Raw genomic sequence first — 14,483 nt, 5'->3', positions numbered from 1 at the left:
GCGCGGCGTAAACCGAAAAAGCCAAGGCGGAAGCCCTGGCGGTTTTAATTGCTCAACATGCGTTGCTGCACGTTTTGCGGCGTTTCGGCCCCGAGGTCGAGCCGGTCGTATTCGACGTAAAGCATATTCGCCACAACTAACGGCGTCAGATTGTCGGGGTTAGCGATCGACGCTTCGATTAGCGACACGGCGTAGTAGCCCATCGCTTGTATTTTTTGCTCAGCCGTCATAGTGCGACCGCCATGGCGCAAGCAAGCACCGCTGTAATGGCGTATGAGCCGTAGAACCAAACTCTATCTGCGTTAGTGCCTTCGTCGGCTCCGATAAAGTAGTCGTCTAATTTGCGTAATAGTTGCATATTGTTGCGCTCCCTTGCGTTTAATTTCGTAAATTAAATATAACGCATAAGCGTAATTACGTCAATAACTATTTACGCTTTAATTTATTTGCGGTATACTTAACGCATATTGAACGGAGGTACGCACATGAAGAAACGCATCCGCATTAAACTACGCGAACAACTCGACCAGCGCGGCATGGCGCAATCAAAGCTCGCCGAGCTAACGGAAATACGGCCGGCAGCCATCAGCAATTTGACGCGCGGCTACGTCGATCGGCTGACGATTGACCACATTGAGCGCATTGCCGACGTGCTGGGTATTACGGACATTAACGAATTGATTACGTTAGAGGACAAAGAAAAACGCCCCAACCGCGAAGGTTAGGGCGTTTGTTTTACATAGTATAATACTATCTTCTGCGCATTGATTGAATTAATTCTTGCATTTCTTTCGCAACTCTCTCGACATCCTCTGCGCCTTTTTCTATAATATCTAACCTGTTTTTAGGCCTAAACACTATTGCATCGTGAACTACGCTCGTTAATTCCGACAGTTCATCCTGCAGTGTGTGGAGTTTTTTGCTTTTTTGAGTGAATGTAGGGGAATAAGTCTCCAAATAAATTACCTCCGTTTTTAGGTGTTGTAGACTTAAACAGCGACTAGATTTTCGAGCTGGCGGAATAACTTCGCGTCGCACTTGAATACGATTTCAAACTCGCTGCCGTCGGTGTCTACGCACAACAGCGCAGCCTTCGACTCGTTCTTGCGTTTAGCGCCGAGTGCACCGCCAACAATGCCGCCGATTGGGCCAGCAACGACGCCACCGACGATAGCACCTGCGGCCGTCTTGCCGGCTGAGCGCGAATAGGTTTCGTTCATCCAGGCGATGTCTACGAGCTGGGCCGGCTTTTTAAATGCCATCGGCACCTCGAAGGTAATGTCGCCGCGTTCGTCGCCTTCCACTACGTTAACCATACGCACGTTGTCAAGCCGTGGCTCCAAGAAGCGCGCGCCCGCCGTTACCTCAATTTTATACCGTGTTTTCATTGCGTTAGACCAAAATCCCATCCGAACCTCCACCTTTCTTACTTGTTAATTTCCTTTATCATACATCAAGCGATATGTAAGCGCAAGAGTTTTTACGCTCTTACGCGTATTTATTTTGCGTTACTTACTTGCGTTGTATCTGCGTAGTGTTTCCCAGAACTCTGCGCGTGTAATCGGACGGTCGGGGTAAGTGCCGTCGCTTAGGTTATTCGCAACGACCCACGCCTGACCTTCGGCTAGACTTGCGCTTGCTTGCGCATTCTTTTTGTACGTAACTTCGTTTTTAGCAGCCACGGTTGCAGCCTCCTTTACGATAGGTTTGGGCGCTAGTACCTGCGCCAGCTTAGACTTCGACATTGCGCCGAAAATGCCGTCTACAGCGAGTTTGTGTTTCGCCTGAAACGCCTTAACTGCTCGCGTCGATGCTGCACCGAATATACCGTCGACTACTAACTTCGGCGATGCTCCGGCTTTGTTTAATTCCGACTGCATAGCGCTGACTGCCGGGCCTCGGTCGTCTTCCATAAGGTAATCACGCGAGGCTGTAACCGGCTTAACTACGTTTAGGGAAGCACTCCCGCCAACGTATGCTACGCCGAAGTATTTACAAACGGCTTGCGCTAGTTCCTGCGCTACTTCACGCTGAAACGCCGGGTCGATCATCAGTAACGCCTCGCGCTCGTCGTCCATAAAGCCACCCTCGACTAAGATTGCCGGCATTCGCGTTTGCCGCGTAATGGCGAGGTCTTGCTTGACGATGCCGCGATTTACCTGGCGCGTACCTTTCGCTAGTTCTGCGACGGCTAGTTGCGCCAGCTTGTACGACTTGCTGCTGTTCGACGAGCCAGCTTGGATATGAACGCTGAAGCCTTGCGCTGTTGACGCGCCGAACGAATGGCTGACGGCGTTAAAATGCACGCTAATGTAAATGTCGGCGCCGGCTGCGTTAGCCGCGTTGGTGCGTGCAGTTAAGCCGGTGTCGGCATCGGTTGGCGCCGTCTGCAACGTACGGAAGCCACAACGTTTTAACTCGCCTTCGAGCATATTGACGACGGGCTTGTTAAATTCGTTCTCGCGGATCGACCGACCTAGCGCCGCAATATGAGGCGTGCGTTTGCCGGCTGTGTTCGGGCCGTGGCCGTCGCACATCGCTACGAGAAAATCGCTTGCTTTCGCCATTATTTCGCCCCCTCTACTGGTTCCGTGCGGTTAAGCACGCGCTGACTGTCGCTCATGCCGCGCACCGTCGGATCGAGCACGGCGTTATATGCGCTGACACCTGCGGTAAACATGACGTACGGGTTCGATACTGCGTCAAGTAACACGTCGCCTAATATCGCCCACGACGTAATGTCGGCGCCTGTGATGCCGAAATATGCGCCTACTGGCATGACGACTGATAACGCAAGCTGTAGCCAAAACAGCGGATTCTTGGCGCGTACTTTAAGATTGATTTTCATGCGTATGTCCTCCTTCGTATTCTTCGTGCGTTGCGCGCGTTTCTTGAATGACACGTTCGCATTCTACCTCGGCTGCGTGTGCTTCCTTTTCGTCCTGAATATCGTTCAGCACCTCGACGATCGACATAAACGTTGCCAACGTCCAGACGGCGTACGTAATGCTGGCGATGTTCGGAAAGCCGAGCAAGTAGCCGCATAGCACAAACAGCACGAAGCCGCCGCTAATAAACAAGCCGACGACCTCCACGTACCGATTGCGCAGCACAAACGCCATAAACAGTATGACGGCGGTTGCAAACGCTACAATTGCGTAATATTGCTGCGGCATAATTGCGCCGAGAAATTCGTACACTTTCGAGTCACTGGACGTAAATAAGTCGTCTTGCACCGCGAGAATAACGGTGGCGCCGAGCATGAAAAAGAAGTTCATGATGCTCAACGACGTGATGCCTAGTTTCATACGATTCCGCCTCCAATTAACCCGTATATCAGCGCAATGGCGCCGCCTATGACACCCGTTGCGACCGCGCCAACTATAATGCCGGTCATTTGTCGCCGCGTGTGCGTGGTGTTGTCGTCGATTTTTTCGAGCGACTTTTCAATGGCGGTCATGCGCTGATTAATTAACGCCTGCTCCGTTTTCACTTCGTCGACGCGTTTGCCTTCCTTGAGTAGTCCTTCTTTAAGGACGTCGAGCTTTACGGCTACGTCGCGTTCTAGTGCGCGTAGTTCGTTTTCGGCTTTATCTACTTCCGATTCAATGCGGGTAATGCGGTCAAATATTCCGTTGAGTCCTGATTCCGGCATGTTAACGCCTCCTTCTTTGACGGCCGCCGGCTGGTTGATCGTTCTGTGTCGCGGTCATTTTAGCCCTCCTTGGATAAAAAGAACGCCCAGGCTGCGGTAGCCAAGGCGTTTTATTTGTTGCGGTTAGTACCGCAGTGCTATCGCTGAGTAATTGGCGGCCGGTAATCGCCCGCTAAAAATCCATCACCGCTGTCAACTAGTCGGTCGTATGTTCCTGGTTTTAAAGAGTCTGGAATATCGCTGAACTCGGTTTTACCAAGTAACACACGTTGCGCAAAAAATATCTCCATCATATTCTCACCTCCATTGTAAATAACCACTTACATAGGTGTATTACTGGTAAACCTTTAGGGCCATCTCTGCTATAACTTCCTCTATGAAATCAGAACGTTCGGAAAGGGCTTTGTTTTGGATTTCTAACAGAGTGACTTTGCTTTCATCTTGCGTTTCTTTCCGAAAAACCAAAAAATTCCCAGTAAAGAGGTTTTCTTCTTTCACAAGTATTAATCCATTGTTCTCGGCAATTATCCTTGATCGAGATTTGCTATCTGAGTATTCGTATTTACGTTCCATGCGGTAACCTCCTTTTAGAGATTTCGGTCTGTCATTAGGCCCCCTGTGATGCCTAAACGGTAATTTAAAATACTAGGTAAATTTCCGACATTCGCCTGTGAAGCGTATAGTTGGACTAAATCACCTTTTTCTACCGTGATATCTTGAGAGTAATCTGTAGTGCCTGTTAGGCTATTACGTAAAACTCCGCGTGCGACCCCATTCACGTATATCTGGCTCCTAAGAGGGAAGGAATTACTGCCCGACTGTAGGTAAGCTGAATACAATACACGAACTGAACCGCTGTATAACATTTCGTGTTCGATGTACTTTGTCATATTGTATTGCGCTGTTAACGTTATAGACGTAGTGGCAATAGGGTCAAATATATTGTTTTCGCCGGCTACCAAAGAGAATGTATTAATCGAGCCAATTCCGTCGACCAAGTCCTGAAAGTCCGGATCTGTCGGTATAGTAACACCGGGGTCTAGGTCAGTGATCGCCCCACTTATTAAGTCTTTCCCGTCACTGACATTTATAAAAAGCTCTTGCATTGCTCCGCCGACAGTGGTAGCTGTGAATAGCGAATTGGGGTCAGGTAGACCGATTGTATCTGCGCCTTTGCCGACTACCTGAGACGCTAAATCCGTCTTATTAGACGAAACGGATTCGGACACCTTCCGCACTGCATTTGCTGTCGCCGCCTGCAAAACGGACGTACTAGTCGTATTATCATTAAGCTGCACGACACCTCTCTGCGTTGTGGAAGCGTCAGCAGGCGGTGCTATGCTCAGTTGTTCTGCGGGTATCTTGCCGTTTGTTCCCAGCGTTGCGAGACCGCCGGCAACGCCCACATTTGCGTCAACTGCTTCGGCAAGTGCGTTTATGTCGCGAGGTACGTCCGCTGTTTGGTTATACGTAATGGTCGGCAGGTTTAATTTATTCGTTGCCATTATAGCCCTCCTTGGTATAAAAAAAGAACGCCCGTTAGGACGCTCAAATCGTTTATTTTATCGCGGGTGATTACCACGCAGTTTGTTCCTACTCAAATATAATCCTCATGAACTGATTCTAAAATCCAAGCCTCCGGGATTAACACTTCCCCGAAAACACAATTACTTATATAGGATTTACCGCCACGTTTCAGGTAGATTCTGTTCATTTCTTGCACGGATTTATCTTGAGTACTTATCAAAGTAACTCTTGATATTAATCCTTTTTGTTCCTCTGAAATAAAATTGAATAAATAACTGATTACTAATTTAGTTCCCTCTTTCGGCGACATTCCGTCAAGCCATTTTGAACTAATTAACAATGTAAATGAAGGTTCTCCGTCATCAGGCAAGAGCATCAAAAGGTTTACATTTCCCTTTTCTCTAATCATTTTGTCAGTTAGAGATCGGATAGTATCTACCAGTGATTTTTCAGCCATGTATAAACACCATCTTCCTCGCCATCGAGTGCATCAATAAAGTCAGCCGCCTGCTCTTCGCCATTTGTACCGATAGGTTGATATCTCATATGGACTGACCATTTACTTAATAAAGACCAATTCGTGAAAAAATCAATATCCTTACTTTTCATCGATAGTTCCTGTTCTAATTTTGCAAACTTAACTAGTTGCTTAAAATTATGTGACCGGTATTCAGGTTTGTGATCTGGATATGCCACTGTTTGATTTTTATTGCATACAGCAGATTTCAAGCTATATTCCACAACATAGCCAGAATCTTGGCAAACAATATCATGGTGTCCTGTTATCAATAAATCTTTTAATGCGGCAAGTCTTGCCATGGATAAATCTTGAAGTTCTTCTCTAGTTGGCATAATATTCCTCCCTTTCTCATCCTGTTTCGACAAATTTAGGGAGGAAACCTGCATCTTTTATCAATATATTTTCAAATTATTGTCCGGGGAAGGACGTTTCTGCCAAAACTTCTATAAAACCGTAAACGGAATATCAGCCGGGATGTTAATACCCTTCATTTGCTGAATGTATAAATCAACATTTCCGTCTGTATTAAATGTCCATGTGTCCTTTCCTCCGCCAGCACAATTAATCAGATAAACCTTTCCTTGTCTTAATGGTTCACCTGATTCATCAAAGTAGAATCCAGCGCGAGTACGGAACGTTGGTCGTAAGGAATCGTACATTGTGCAGTCGATATTGACGCTATAGCACCCGTTTACATCTGCGCAGACAGGCCCGTAACATTCGTAGCCAACAGAGCCAACCCGTAAGACTGTCATACCCTCGTGAGCTGTCGTTGCATTCATTGTGGAGTCACCAGGATTCCCACAATTGAACGCTTCACAATGATATTCGAAAGCAAATTCATTTCCAGCGTTGGTTAGCGATAACGCATGATAATTAAAACCGTCTGATGCTGTATCAAATGCAGTTGAATCGAAACCATAACAATCCCGAACCCCAACAACCGCTAAACCATTCGTTTTCGATTGAGTAAATACGCAATTCTCATAATAAAACTCGCTTACGTCATTAGCATCTGTACCTAATCCATTAACCCTCAACGCATTTGAACCTCCATTGAACACATAATGGATGTCGCGCATGACAAGTCGCTTGTTATTTAGATTGAAGACATACGCAAATGATTGCTGTTGTAACAGCATGATGGAAGAATCTGGTGAGCGATTATCCAGCGTGTGAATATAGGTCTGTGTGGCTCCAAAGAATACAGAGTTGGGCGTGTCCTTTGCTTCTTGAATACTTCCGACAATCTTCATTTTCTTCGGTATTCCTCTGTAGTCTTTAAACTTCCCGTCAAAGGCGATATTGAGTGAAAAAGGTACTGCGTTACCATAATAAGCAGTGCCATCTTGCGTCCATGCTTGTGCATTCATACGATAACCACCAAAGAAAGCCGTTCTACCGCTAGGGGCATGTGATTTGAAGATTAGATTTTTTTGTAGCGTATAAGAATACACAGCACCACTTCTTGAGTGATCGATAGCATCATCATACAGATGAATGATAACTGTTTCTTGAGGTAAGGCGTTGGCTTTTGTAATTGCGTCATTTAATAATCGTACAGGCGTTGCTTCCGTTAACCCGTTATTTGCTTCACTACCGACATACGCTTTTAAATGAATGTGTCCAGCGTTCAATTCAAAGTTATCAAAATTAAGCGTATGTTTGATGATGCCGTCATGATCTCGGTACAGGTCAAAAGGCAATACTTTGGGAAAGTCATCAGGAAGTTTTATTTTTCCGTAACGATTGAAGTCATATAGCGTGTCTATGCGCTCTCCCGTTTCTGCCAATAGCGCGGTAACTTCGTCTAATGAAGTAACGTCCGCTTTCAACGCTAAATCTTCGACTGTAACGCTGCCGGCGTTTGCCAGGTCGTCATGCAGCGCAAGCCCTCCGGCTACGCCCGTCTTTGCGTCGATTGCTTGCGCCAGGTTGTTGACAACCAGCGGTACATCTGCCGCCATTGATCCGGCGACTTCCGGTAATCCTAGTTTATTCGTCGTCATTTAAGCCCTCCTAGATTCGTAAACGTAATACTACTCATCGAAATGCCGCTTGCTCGAAGTTGGTCAAACGTAATGCCTGCCGCCTTCAAGTCGTCGAACGTATTGTAAATCGTGCCACTGGACGTTTCGCCCATCAAGCCGTAGTAGTTGAGTTCAGCCGCAATAATGTCGTCATACGTGGCGTAAGACGTACGAACGTCGTTGTATGTCGCAAATTTAAACTCGAATTCAAGCAGTAAATGCGCCGGCAATAATAGCCGCAACGCGCGCTCGACGTCGCCGAGGTTTGGCGGAATACCTAACGAACTAACAAATCGTATTATCACACGGTGTTCAGCCGCTACCTCAATAACCTCAACTTCACCGCCATACCACGACTCGGCAACGTTTTTAATCATCGTTTTAGACACAGTACCAACACCGCGCATTCTTGCGTAAATAGCCGATCGGCGTTCTGCCAGCGGTTTTGCTGCGTCGGTACCCAAGCCAAATATACGCTCCCAATGCGCCAGCCCCCACGTAGCAGACTCAACGAAGAACTGCGCTAAAACGTCTTGTGTATCGGTGTATAACTGATCGTGTAGCTCGGCGTGGGCGTTTACAATAGCTGCCGCTTCGGTGTTCTCGCGATAATAGCCAGGCATAGCGTCGAACATAATTTGTCGTCGATTAGACTGCCACATCGAATGTCACCGCCCCCGCCACTGCCACTTCGTCGCCCGTCAGTACCACGTTGGCTGTGCCGCCGTCAACCGTTAAGTTGGCGTAATCAATAACGCCTGGCTGATCGAGTAGCAACGTGGCAATTCGGCTGTATCGGACAATGTCGTCCTCAAACGCCTGTGCGCCGAGCATAGCCGAAAAGGCTTCGGCAAATGACGTTTGAATGTCGTCAAGTACTGCGCCTTCTGTCAGCGTCAAGGTGGCCGCAACTGCTACCGCCTGTTCTATCGCAGGCACAACTGTCACCGCCGCACCGACAGGGCGTTCTTCTTCGATATGAGCCGCAACTTCTTCCACTTTTTCGGCGTCAGGCGCGCGCCCTTCCGTCGACAGGACGACTACTTTAACGGTGCCTCCGCCAGCCCACGTTGGGTAGATTCGCGCGCGTTCGATGCCCGCAATTTCCAGCGCCCATTGTTCATAATGTGAAGCGTTACCTGACGTCGACGGGCGTTGTGTTCGAGCGTAGTATCTGCTTAGTAGCGATAGGTCGTCTTCGATATCACCGCCGCCGCTAAACGCCTGTGCGTTTGTAGCCGACACCGAGCCGAAGTAGTTCGATCCTTCCGCAAACGACTCAATTGCGCCGGGTCGCACGTTGCCATTAGCGCCGCCTAGTTCTGCCTGTACGCCGACGTCCACTGCGTTGTTATCGAGTGATACGTCTTCTAGCGTTGTGAAATAAACAGGGCCGTCTTCAAGCTGCGCCACAACGCGTTGGCCGGCGGGCACTTCGATAGTACCGTCGTAGGAAAGCGTAACCGTGCCGCTTGCTTGTTCCGCTGGCTTGCGTTCGACGCCGAGTTCCATCGTGCGCCGTTCGAGCCAATCGCCTGCAGCCGTGTCGGCAAAGCCCAACGCCAGCACCGAGTCGAGTTCAACGTATAGCGATTCACCCGACATGGCAACCGGCGCAGTTAAGTCGAATGCAACTTCGCCTTCGCGCTTGTCGATATCGTCGCCAATACTCGCCAATAGTTCCGCGTGAATGTCCGTATAAGATCTATTTTCGTACATTTACACCAACACCTCCGTTCTTGCTTCGCCGTAAATCGTATCTAAGGAAAACGAAATGCTCAGCTTGTCGCCATCCAATTCGTAAACAATATCGGTTACGTCGTTAATATATTCGTGATAAACAAGCGCCTCACGCACCATGCGGGGCACTTCGCTGTCGAGGTAGCCGCGCGTTACGTCGTCGCCAATAAGGTCGCGCAGCTCGCAGCCGTAGTCGTCGGTGTAGATTAAAAACCGCGACCGTGCCGTTGCCAACGCTTTTCGAACGTATTGCTGTAGCGCCTCGAAGTCCGTAATTTGTTCGCTAATGCGCCCGCGCTCGAAGTCTAGCCGCCAGGTACGTTTCGGCGTTTCGAACTGTTGCTCGACCGCTTCGGCTTCAATTTCAGCGAGTTCGGGCGATCTGTAAATATCAGGCGTTAATGCCATCAGTATGTCACCGCCTTGTCGAGTATGACGTATTGCATTTTATCGTCCATGCAGGCGACAATCACACGATCGCCGGTCGTTAGGCTCGCTTGCATAGTTAGCGACATCGTGCCGCCCCCTTCAAATGACACTTGGCGAACATGCTCCGTCAGACTGTTGGCAACAATTAAGTCGCTCGCAGTTACCGTAATGCCATCGCCGTCTAATGCAACCGCGATGGCAGGAGGCGGTGCAGTGACGGTACCGAGTTGGATGTCAACATCGACGTTGCGCCCGATGTTGCGCATAAGCTGTACGAGCTTGGCGGGGTCGCCGCCGGTTAAGTTTGTGCGTTTTTCCACTGTGCCGCCTCCTTATAGTACGCGTCTGATTTGCATGTAATGATTCGCCCAGTAGCCGCTAACGTACGACGCTTCGTAACAGCCGCCACCGGCTAAGTTGATGAACATGCCGGGCTTTGTGACGATGCCGACGTGTGAGACGCCTGCGCGGTAGGTGCCTTGGAAGAACACCAAATCGCCCGCTTGTGCTGCGCTCTTGTCGACCTGCGAGCCTTGTCGGATTTGCGACAGTGTGTCGCGTCCCAGCGATGTGGCTGCGTATGTGCGGAAAATGAACTGCGTGTAAGACGAGCAATCTCCGTAGCCGCCCGGAATATTGGCGCCACCGAAGCTGTACTTGAGCTTGCCGAGGTACTTGCGTGCGCCTGCGACAACTTTCGTTTGTTTCGATCCGCCGCCACCGCCGGTACTTACCGATACTGGCGTGACTGTTGTCTTGGTGACTGCGTACTTCGACTCGTAGTTCGACCAAGCCTTCGATTTCGCGCGCGAGTCCGCCGGGCCTTTGCCTCGTTCAATAATCGCCACTTCTACGTTGCGTCGTCCGAAGTTCATCGCCGCTGTGCGTCCGTTGATTACGATATCAATGCGTTTCTGCTTAATGGCACCACCGGTGTCTTCCGCCAAGTACAAGCCGTTATATTGCGGCATGGACGGTACGCGGATAGCCACAACGGAACCATAAGGAATAACGCGCGGATCGACGGCAATGGAACGGCCAGCGGTTGGCTTCGTCATGGTCGCCGTGTTGCTTGGGTCGCTGTTGGCGTTAATACCGCCAAGCCCCGGATCATACGCCGTTGCAACGAAGCCTTTTTGGTAGTCGCCGCTTGGCAAGCCGCCGGTCGTTGTTGTGGTGGTAGTGCCGCCCGCGCTGGACGAATTAGACTTCGCGGTTTCGGGTTCTTCGTAGTCCTCGCGCGGTATATCGAGCGTGCGCGACAGCTTCAGCGACATCGTGTGTAAGCCGGCTGCATCATAAGTGTGCGTGTCCTGGTCGACATAAAAAGCGCCGTACATATCGGACATGCGGTCATTGACGACAATCGCCGTGCCGCTAATGACGTCGGGCAATCCCAGCGCCTCGATACTGTATTCTTCCTTCGTTACGTCGAGCTCCGCCAATAACTTGCGGGCAATACCGTCTAGCTGCGTTTTATTCATGACGTCGCTAATCGCTTCATAGTGGCGCAATGTTCCGTAAGCCTTGACGTTTTCAGGCGTGCTGGCTGACGACTCGATTTGCCCCGACGTCGATTTACCGACCAGCTTGACGGTTGTCTTGCGTTCTTCGTTCGATTTCGAATAACTTGCCGACAGCATCGTACGACCATTTTCGATAACCACGCGCGTGAGTTGTTCCTTGCGCTCTTTTATGTAAAGGCGCCCCCAGCGGTTTATAATCGAAAACTTGCGACCGTTGCGCTTTTCCGTCTCGGTCAACGCAATGACCATCATGTCGTAAATCGACTTGTCGCGGTAAATGTGCTTCGGAATAACGTAGCCGGTGTCGGTTAGCGTACCGATGTCAATGCCGAACATGCCTGCCAACTTCGACACGATTTGCGACGCCTTCTTGCCTTCGAAGCGCAAGCTGGCCGTTACCTGCGTTAAGTAGTAGTTATAATCGTATGCCACAACGCTACCTGTGCCGCGATCGTCTGCGTTGTATACAAACACAGGCCCGCGAAAGATTTCGTCGCTGCCGTCGTACACGCGAAGCTCTTGACCCAACGTAAACGAGAACGCCTGGTCGAGGCCGTCGACGGAGTTGTTAACGCTGAGCTCACACTTGCGGTAAGCCTGCGCAACGTCGCCACTGATCGTAACGCCCGTCGTGATGTCGTCCAGATGCGTAATGTTTTGGCCATCGTACATCTGCACGTTGATTGCCGGCCGATTGCCGTTATAGACCGCTTGGAAATAATCGGTAGCCATTACGGAATCACCAACTTCTGGCCAACTTTGATTGCGTTCGGGTTGCCGCCGATCGTTTTCTTATTGGCGTTGTAGATTTTGCGCCAGTCGCCCGTTGATCCGTAGTATTTCTTAGCGATTTTTTGCAGCGTGTCATTGCGCACAACCGTGTGTGATTTCGCACCTTTGGCTGGCGTCTTCGGTACAGGCGGTCGTGACGGCGTTGATTTCTTGCTGCCGGTCGATGCTGCTCCGGCGTTCACACGTTGCACGCGCAAGTCGATAAACCGGTATTCCTTTAAGCTCATCGAGAAGTAAATATCGCCCATATTGCCGGCGCGTTCTACGTCAAGCGTGAAGTCGCGAATGGTAGCTGCGTAGTTGATGCGTGTGCCCGTTACGATTAGCCGCATAGGCTTCTTCGAGTCGCGCCATCGTTCGATTGTTTCGACGATAAGCCACGGCTCTTTGAAGTTGCGGTACTCGCAGTAGGACGGATTGTATGTGCGCGGGAAGAACGAGCTAAACGAAAGTTCCGTTAGCCCGCGATTACCGAAGATCGACACCTCGCCCAACTGCGATACAGCTACGTCGGTCAGTCCGAAGGACGAACCAACGCTAATCGAGCTGGGGTTGACGGGCAGGCGTATCTTCTCTGCTCCGCTGTTAAACGATAACCAAAATTCGACGTTGCCTGCCATTACGCACCTCCTGCCGCTGCTGCCGCGATATTCTTAACTAAGTAATTCGTAAATCTGTCCATTTCCTGTTCGTCTAGCTTCTGACCGCCGTTGTAGTGAACCGTCAAGTTAACGACGTTGCCGCTGCTTCCGTCTGAATACGACTTGTTCTCGGCTGCCGTCATGACGCGTTCGCCTTTGTGCAGCTTCGCCACATAACCGTTGTAAGGCACGCGGTCTAAGCCGTTGTAATGCGAACCATCTACGTTAGCAGGCCCGCCTACGCCGCCTGTTCTTACCGAACGATTGACTGCGACGTTGACCGTTTGTTTCTTATCGAAGATACCTGTTACGGAGTCCCAAATATCGTTGGCTGTCGAAAGTAGCGAATCCCAAACGCCTAGAAAGCCGTCGATAATGCCTTGGACGAAATTCTTACCGATGTCGATTGCTCCGCCGATCCACTCCGTAATAGTCTCGCCGATATTCGATAGCGCCGTAGACAGCGTGTCTTTCATCGTTTCCCAAGCGCCCGAAAAGTCGCCAGTTAAAATCTGCAACGCCGCGGTGAACAGCCCGGACACGATGCCCCAAACTGTCTTAACGATGTTTATGACGTTGTTCAGCGTTACCGAAACTACGTTGACAATCGTATTAAACGCTAACTGCACGAACTCCCAAATAACGCGCAAGTTGTGCGTAAAGATTGGCCCGATAATCGCCCACACGCCGCGAATGATCTTTAGAATCAACGGCATGACTTCGCCGATAAACGCTGCCACCGAAGAAAATGCCGCTTTGACCGTTTCCATTGTCGTTGCGATATACGGTTTCAGCCATTCCATGACGATGGTTGCGCCGGTCTTCAGTGCCGCCCACGCTTTGTCAAACGCTTCGCGCGCCCAGTCGGTGTTGCGTACGAGGTAGACAAGTACGCCGACGACTGCGCCAATAGCAAGCGCAATTAATACGAATGGGTTTATCGCCCCGACTGCGTTCATGATTGCCGTGGCTGCTGCGGCGCCTAACATACCTACGCGATATAGTCGCAGTAAGTGGTTGAGCTTGCCGATAATTAATAGGCTAACTACGATGCCGCGGAATGCGATAAACGCTGCACCAACGCCAGCTACCGTCGCTATGATCTGCTCCCAGTTGTTTTTAATTACCGTCGCAAGTTCGCGTGCTTTTGCGATAATCAGTAATATCGTCGGCATTGCCGCGTCTTTCAATTCGAAAAACTTGTCGATGGAGCGCTGCAAGCCGTCCGCAATTGACTGCGCGTTGAAGCCTGCGACAGAACTACTCATTCGTTGCAAGCCGTCAATGGCTACGTCTAGTAACGGAACACCGACGACTGCTTTAAAGTCCGTCCACGATTGTTTCATGTTACCAACAACGTTTTCCCAGCCGTCGGCTTCGCGTGCTGCTTGACCCATTGCGCCGGTTAGTTTGTTGGCGTCCTCAACCATCTGTAACGACGTTAGCTGCTTCTGCGCTTCCGATAGTTCTTTAAAAGACTTTCCGTAGAGATCGTTGGCAGCCGCGTTTCGAGTCGTTTCTGTAGAAGATAGGCCTAAAGCACTATCGTTCTCAAAATTTCCCTTCAAAAATGACTGCAAGCTCTCCGTCGTATCTTCGAGCGACCTGTCGTAGAACGCAGCG

The 14,483-nt window shown here is 50.0% G+C and carries 21 protein-coding genes; 1 reads left to right on the top strand and 20 read right to left on the bottom strand.

Annotated features, from left to right (window positions below; all coding sequences use genetic code 11):
* Window positions 1-44: 44 nt before the first annotated feature.
* Complete coding sequence (locus tag AC4EG4_RS18380; protein WP_490988624.1) at window positions 45-230, bottom strand: hypothetical protein; 186 nt, start codon at window positions 228-230, stop codon at window positions 45-47.
* A complete protein-coding gene (locus tag AC4EG4_RS18375; protein WP_490988623.1) occupies window positions 227-358 on the bottom strand; it encodes a hypothetical protein in 132 nt (43 codons plus the stop codon). The genes AC4EG4_RS18380 and AC4EG4_RS18375 overlap by 4 nt, the downstream gene beginning before the upstream one ends.
* A 127-nt stretch (window positions 359-485) precedes the next feature.
* On the opposite strand from AC4EG4_RS18375, the gene AC4EG4_RS18370 reads away from it, so the two are divergent.
* The gene (locus AC4EG4_RS18370) at window positions 486-725 is read left to right on the top strand and encodes a helix-turn-helix domain-containing protein (RefSeq protein WP_490988622.1); all 240 of its coding nucleotides are present in this window, start codon (window positions 486-488) and stop codon (window positions 723-725) included.
* A gap of 264 nt (window positions 726-989) precedes the next feature.
* Here the strand turns inward: AC4EG4_RS18370 and AC4EG4_RS18365 are convergent, their stop codons facing one another.
* From AC4EG4_RS18365 to AC4EG4_RS18280, 18 genes are all read right to left on the bottom strand, one after another.
* Window positions 990-1,409 (bottom strand): hypothetical protein, encoded by a 420-nt coding sequence (locus AC4EG4_RS18365; RefSeq protein ID WP_490988621.1) that lies wholly within the window; start codon window positions 1,407-1,409, stop codon window positions 990-992.
* A 99-nt stretch (window positions 1,410-1,508) separates the two neighbouring features.
* Window positions 1,509-2,567, bottom strand: a complete 1,059-nt coding sequence (locus AC4EG4_RS18360) for an N-acetylmuramoyl-L-alanine amidase (protein WP_490988620.1) — start codon at window positions 2,565-2,567, stop codon at window positions 1,509-1,511.
* Complete coding sequence (locus AC4EG4_RS18355; RefSeq protein WP_490988619.1) at window positions 2,567-2,848, bottom strand: phage holin family protein; 282 nt, start codon at window positions 2,846-2,848, stop codon at window positions 2,567-2,569. The genes AC4EG4_RS18360 and AC4EG4_RS18355 overlap by 1 nt, the downstream gene beginning before the upstream one ends.
* A complete protein-coding gene (locus tag AC4EG4_RS18350) occupies window positions 2,832-3,308 on the bottom strand; it encodes a hypothetical protein (RefSeq protein WP_490988618.1) in 477 nt (158 codons plus the stop codon). Before AC4EG4_RS18350 ends, AC4EG4_RS18355 begins: the two co-directional genes overlap by 17 nt.
* Complete coding sequence (locus tag AC4EG4_RS18345; RefSeq protein WP_490988617.1) at window positions 3,305-3,655, bottom strand: hypothetical protein; 351 nt, start codon at window positions 3,653-3,655, stop codon at window positions 3,305-3,307. Before AC4EG4_RS18345 ends, AC4EG4_RS18350 begins: the two co-directional genes overlap by 4 nt.
* A 137-nt stretch (window positions 3,656-3,792) precedes the next feature.
* A complete protein-coding gene (locus tag AC4EG4_RS18340) occupies window positions 3,793-3,948 on the bottom strand; it encodes a CD1375 family protein (protein WP_490988616.1) in 156 nt (51 codons plus the stop codon).
* A gap of 40 nt (window positions 3,949-3,988) precedes the next feature.
* Complete coding sequence (locus AC4EG4_RS18335) at window positions 3,989-4,228, bottom strand: hypothetical protein (RefSeq protein ID WP_490988615.1); 240 nt, start codon at window positions 4,226-4,228, stop codon at window positions 3,989-3,991.
* 14 nt (window positions 4,229-4,242) lie between these two features.
* Window positions 4,243-5,160, bottom strand: coding sequence for a phage tail protein (locus AC4EG4_RS18330; RefSeq protein WP_490988614.1), 918 nt, complete (start codon window positions 5,158-5,160; stop codon window positions 4,243-4,245).
* Between the two features lie 92 nt (window positions 5,161-5,252).
* Window positions 5,253-5,639, bottom strand: a complete 387-nt coding sequence (locus AC4EG4_RS18325) for a hypothetical protein (protein WP_490988613.1) — start codon at window positions 5,637-5,639, stop codon at window positions 5,253-5,255.
* Window positions 5,618-6,034: a HEPN domain-containing protein gene (locus tag AC4EG4_RS18320; protein WP_490988612.1), complete on the bottom strand. Its 417-nt coding sequence runs from the start codon at window positions 6,032-6,034 to the stop codon at window positions 5,618-5,620. The genes AC4EG4_RS18325 and AC4EG4_RS18320 overlap by 22 nt, the downstream gene beginning before the upstream one ends.
* A 111-nt stretch (window positions 6,035-6,145) precedes the next feature.
* Window positions 6,146-7,711, bottom strand: coding sequence for a hypothetical protein (locus AC4EG4_RS18315; RefSeq protein ID WP_490988611.1), 1,566 nt, complete (start codon window positions 7,709-7,711; stop codon window positions 6,146-6,148).
* A complete protein-coding gene (locus AC4EG4_RS18310) occupies window positions 7,708-8,355 on the bottom strand; it encodes a putative phage tail protein (protein ID WP_490988678.1) in 648 nt (215 codons plus the stop codon). Before AC4EG4_RS18310 ends, AC4EG4_RS18315 begins: the two co-directional genes overlap by 4 nt.
* A gap of 25 nt (window positions 8,356-8,380) precedes the next feature.
* Complete coding sequence (locus AC4EG4_RS18305; protein ID WP_490988610.1) at window positions 8,381-9,451, bottom strand: baseplate J/gp47 family protein; 1,071 nt, start codon at window positions 9,449-9,451, stop codon at window positions 8,381-8,383.
* Entirely contained in the window at window positions 9,452-9,880 is a 429-nt protein-coding gene (locus tag AC4EG4_RS18300; RefSeq protein ID WP_490988609.1) for a DUF2634 domain-containing protein, read from the bottom strand. It abuts the gene before it with no gap.
* Entirely contained in the window at window positions 9,880-10,221 is a 342-nt protein-coding gene (locus AC4EG4_RS18295) for a DUF2577 family protein (RefSeq protein ID WP_490988608.1), read from the bottom strand. Before AC4EG4_RS18295 ends, AC4EG4_RS18300 begins: the two co-directional genes overlap by 1 nt.
* Before the next feature lie 12 nt (window positions 10,222-10,233).
* A complete protein-coding gene (locus AC4EG4_RS18290; protein WP_490988607.1) occupies window positions 10,234-12,159 on the bottom strand; it encodes an XkdQ/YqbQ family protein in 1,926 nt (641 codons plus the stop codon).
* A complete protein-coding gene (locus tag AC4EG4_RS18285; RefSeq protein ID WP_490988606.1) occupies window positions 12,159-12,551 on the bottom strand; it encodes a LysM peptidoglycan-binding domain-containing protein in 393 nt (130 codons plus the stop codon). Before AC4EG4_RS18285 ends, AC4EG4_RS18290 begins: the two co-directional genes overlap by 1 nt.
* Before the next feature lie 287 nt (window positions 12,552-12,838).
* On the bottom strand, window positions 12,839-14,206 hold the full coding sequence (locus AC4EG4_RS18280; RefSeq protein WP_490988605.1) for a phage tail protein: 1,368 nt from the start codon (window positions 14,204-14,206) through the stop codon (window positions 12,839-12,841).
* Between the last annotated feature and the right edge of the window lie 277 nt (window positions 14,207-14,483).

This window comes from Planococcus sp. TJ-201 (genome assembly GCF_058268495.1).
Note: the sequence above shows the minus strand (reverse complement) of the source record. Positions and strands in the feature narration are given on the sequence as shown.

Coding starts and splice junctions, on each gene's coding strand:
- AC4EG4_RS18355 (WP_490988619.1), bottom strand. CDS start 2,848: ATGAAAATCAATCTTAAAGTACGCGCCAAGAATCCGCTGTTTTGGCTA.
- AC4EG4_RS18330 (WP_490988614.1), bottom strand. CDS start 5,160: ATGGCAACGAATAAATTAAACCTGCCGACCATTACGTATAACCAAACA.
- AC4EG4_RS18345 (WP_490988617.1), bottom strand. CDS start 3,655: ATGCCGGAATCAGGACTCAACGGAATATTTGACCGCATTACCCGCATT.
- AC4EG4_RS18365 (WP_490988621.1), bottom strand. CDS start 1,409: ATGGGATTTTGGTCTAACGCAATGAAAACACGGTATAAAATTGAGGTA.
- AC4EG4_RS18340 (WP_490988616.1), bottom strand. CDS start 3,948: ATGATGGAGATATTTTTTGCGCAACGTGTGTTACTTGGTAAAACCGAG.
- AC4EG4_RS18315 (WP_490988611.1), bottom strand. CDS start 7,711: ATGACGACGAATAAACTAGGATTACCGGAAGTCGCCGGATCAATGGCG.
- AC4EG4_RS18350 (WP_490988618.1), bottom strand. CDS start 3,308: ATGAAACTAGGCATCACGTCGTTGAGCATCATGAACTTCTTTTTCATG.
- AC4EG4_RS18370 (WP_490988622.1), top strand. CDS start 486: ATGAAGAAACGCATCCGCATTAAACTACGCGAACAACTCGACCAGCGC.
- AC4EG4_RS18380 (WP_490988624.1), bottom strand. CDS start 230: ATGACGGCTGAGCAAAAAATACAAGCGATGGGCTACTACGCCGTGTCG.
- AC4EG4_RS18290 (WP_490988607.1), bottom strand. CDS start 12,159: ATGGCTACCGATTATTTCCAAGCGGTCTATAACGGCAATCGGCCGGCA.
- AC4EG4_RS18335 (WP_490988615.1), bottom strand. CDS start 4,228: ATGGAACGTAAATACGAATACTCAGATAGCAAATCTCGATCAAGGATA.
- AC4EG4_RS18310 (WP_490988678.1), bottom strand. CDS start 8,355: ATGCCTGGCTATTATCGCGAGAACACCGAAGCGGCAGCTATTGTAAAC.
- AC4EG4_RS18320 (WP_490988612.1), bottom strand. CDS start 6,034: ATGCCAACTAGAGAAGAACTTCAAGATTTATCCATGGCAAGACTTGCC.
- AC4EG4_RS18305 (WP_490988610.1), bottom strand. CDS start 9,451: ATGTACGAAAATAGATCTTATACGGACATTCACGCGGAACTATTGGCG.
- AC4EG4_RS18300 (WP_490988609.1), bottom strand. CDS start 9,880: ATGGCATTAACGCCTGATATTTACAGATCGCCCGAACTCGCTGAAATT.
- AC4EG4_RS18280 (WP_490988605.1), bottom strand. CDS start 14,206: ATGAAACAATCGTGGACGGACTTTAAAGCAGTCGTCGGTGTTCCGTTA.
- AC4EG4_RS18375 (WP_490988623.1), bottom strand. CDS start 358: ATGCAACTATTACGCAAATTAGACGACTACTTTATCGGAGCCGACGAA.
- AC4EG4_RS18285 (WP_490988606.1), bottom strand. CDS start 12,551: ATGCGGCTAATCGTAACGGGCACACGCATCAACTACGCAGCTACCATT.
- AC4EG4_RS18360 (WP_490988620.1), bottom strand. CDS start 2,567: ATGGCGAAAGCAAGCGATTTTCTCGTAGCGATGTGCGACGGCCACGGC.
- AC4EG4_RS18325 (WP_490988613.1), bottom strand. CDS start 5,639: ATGGCTGAAAAATCACTGGTAGATACTATCCGATCTCTAACTGACAAA.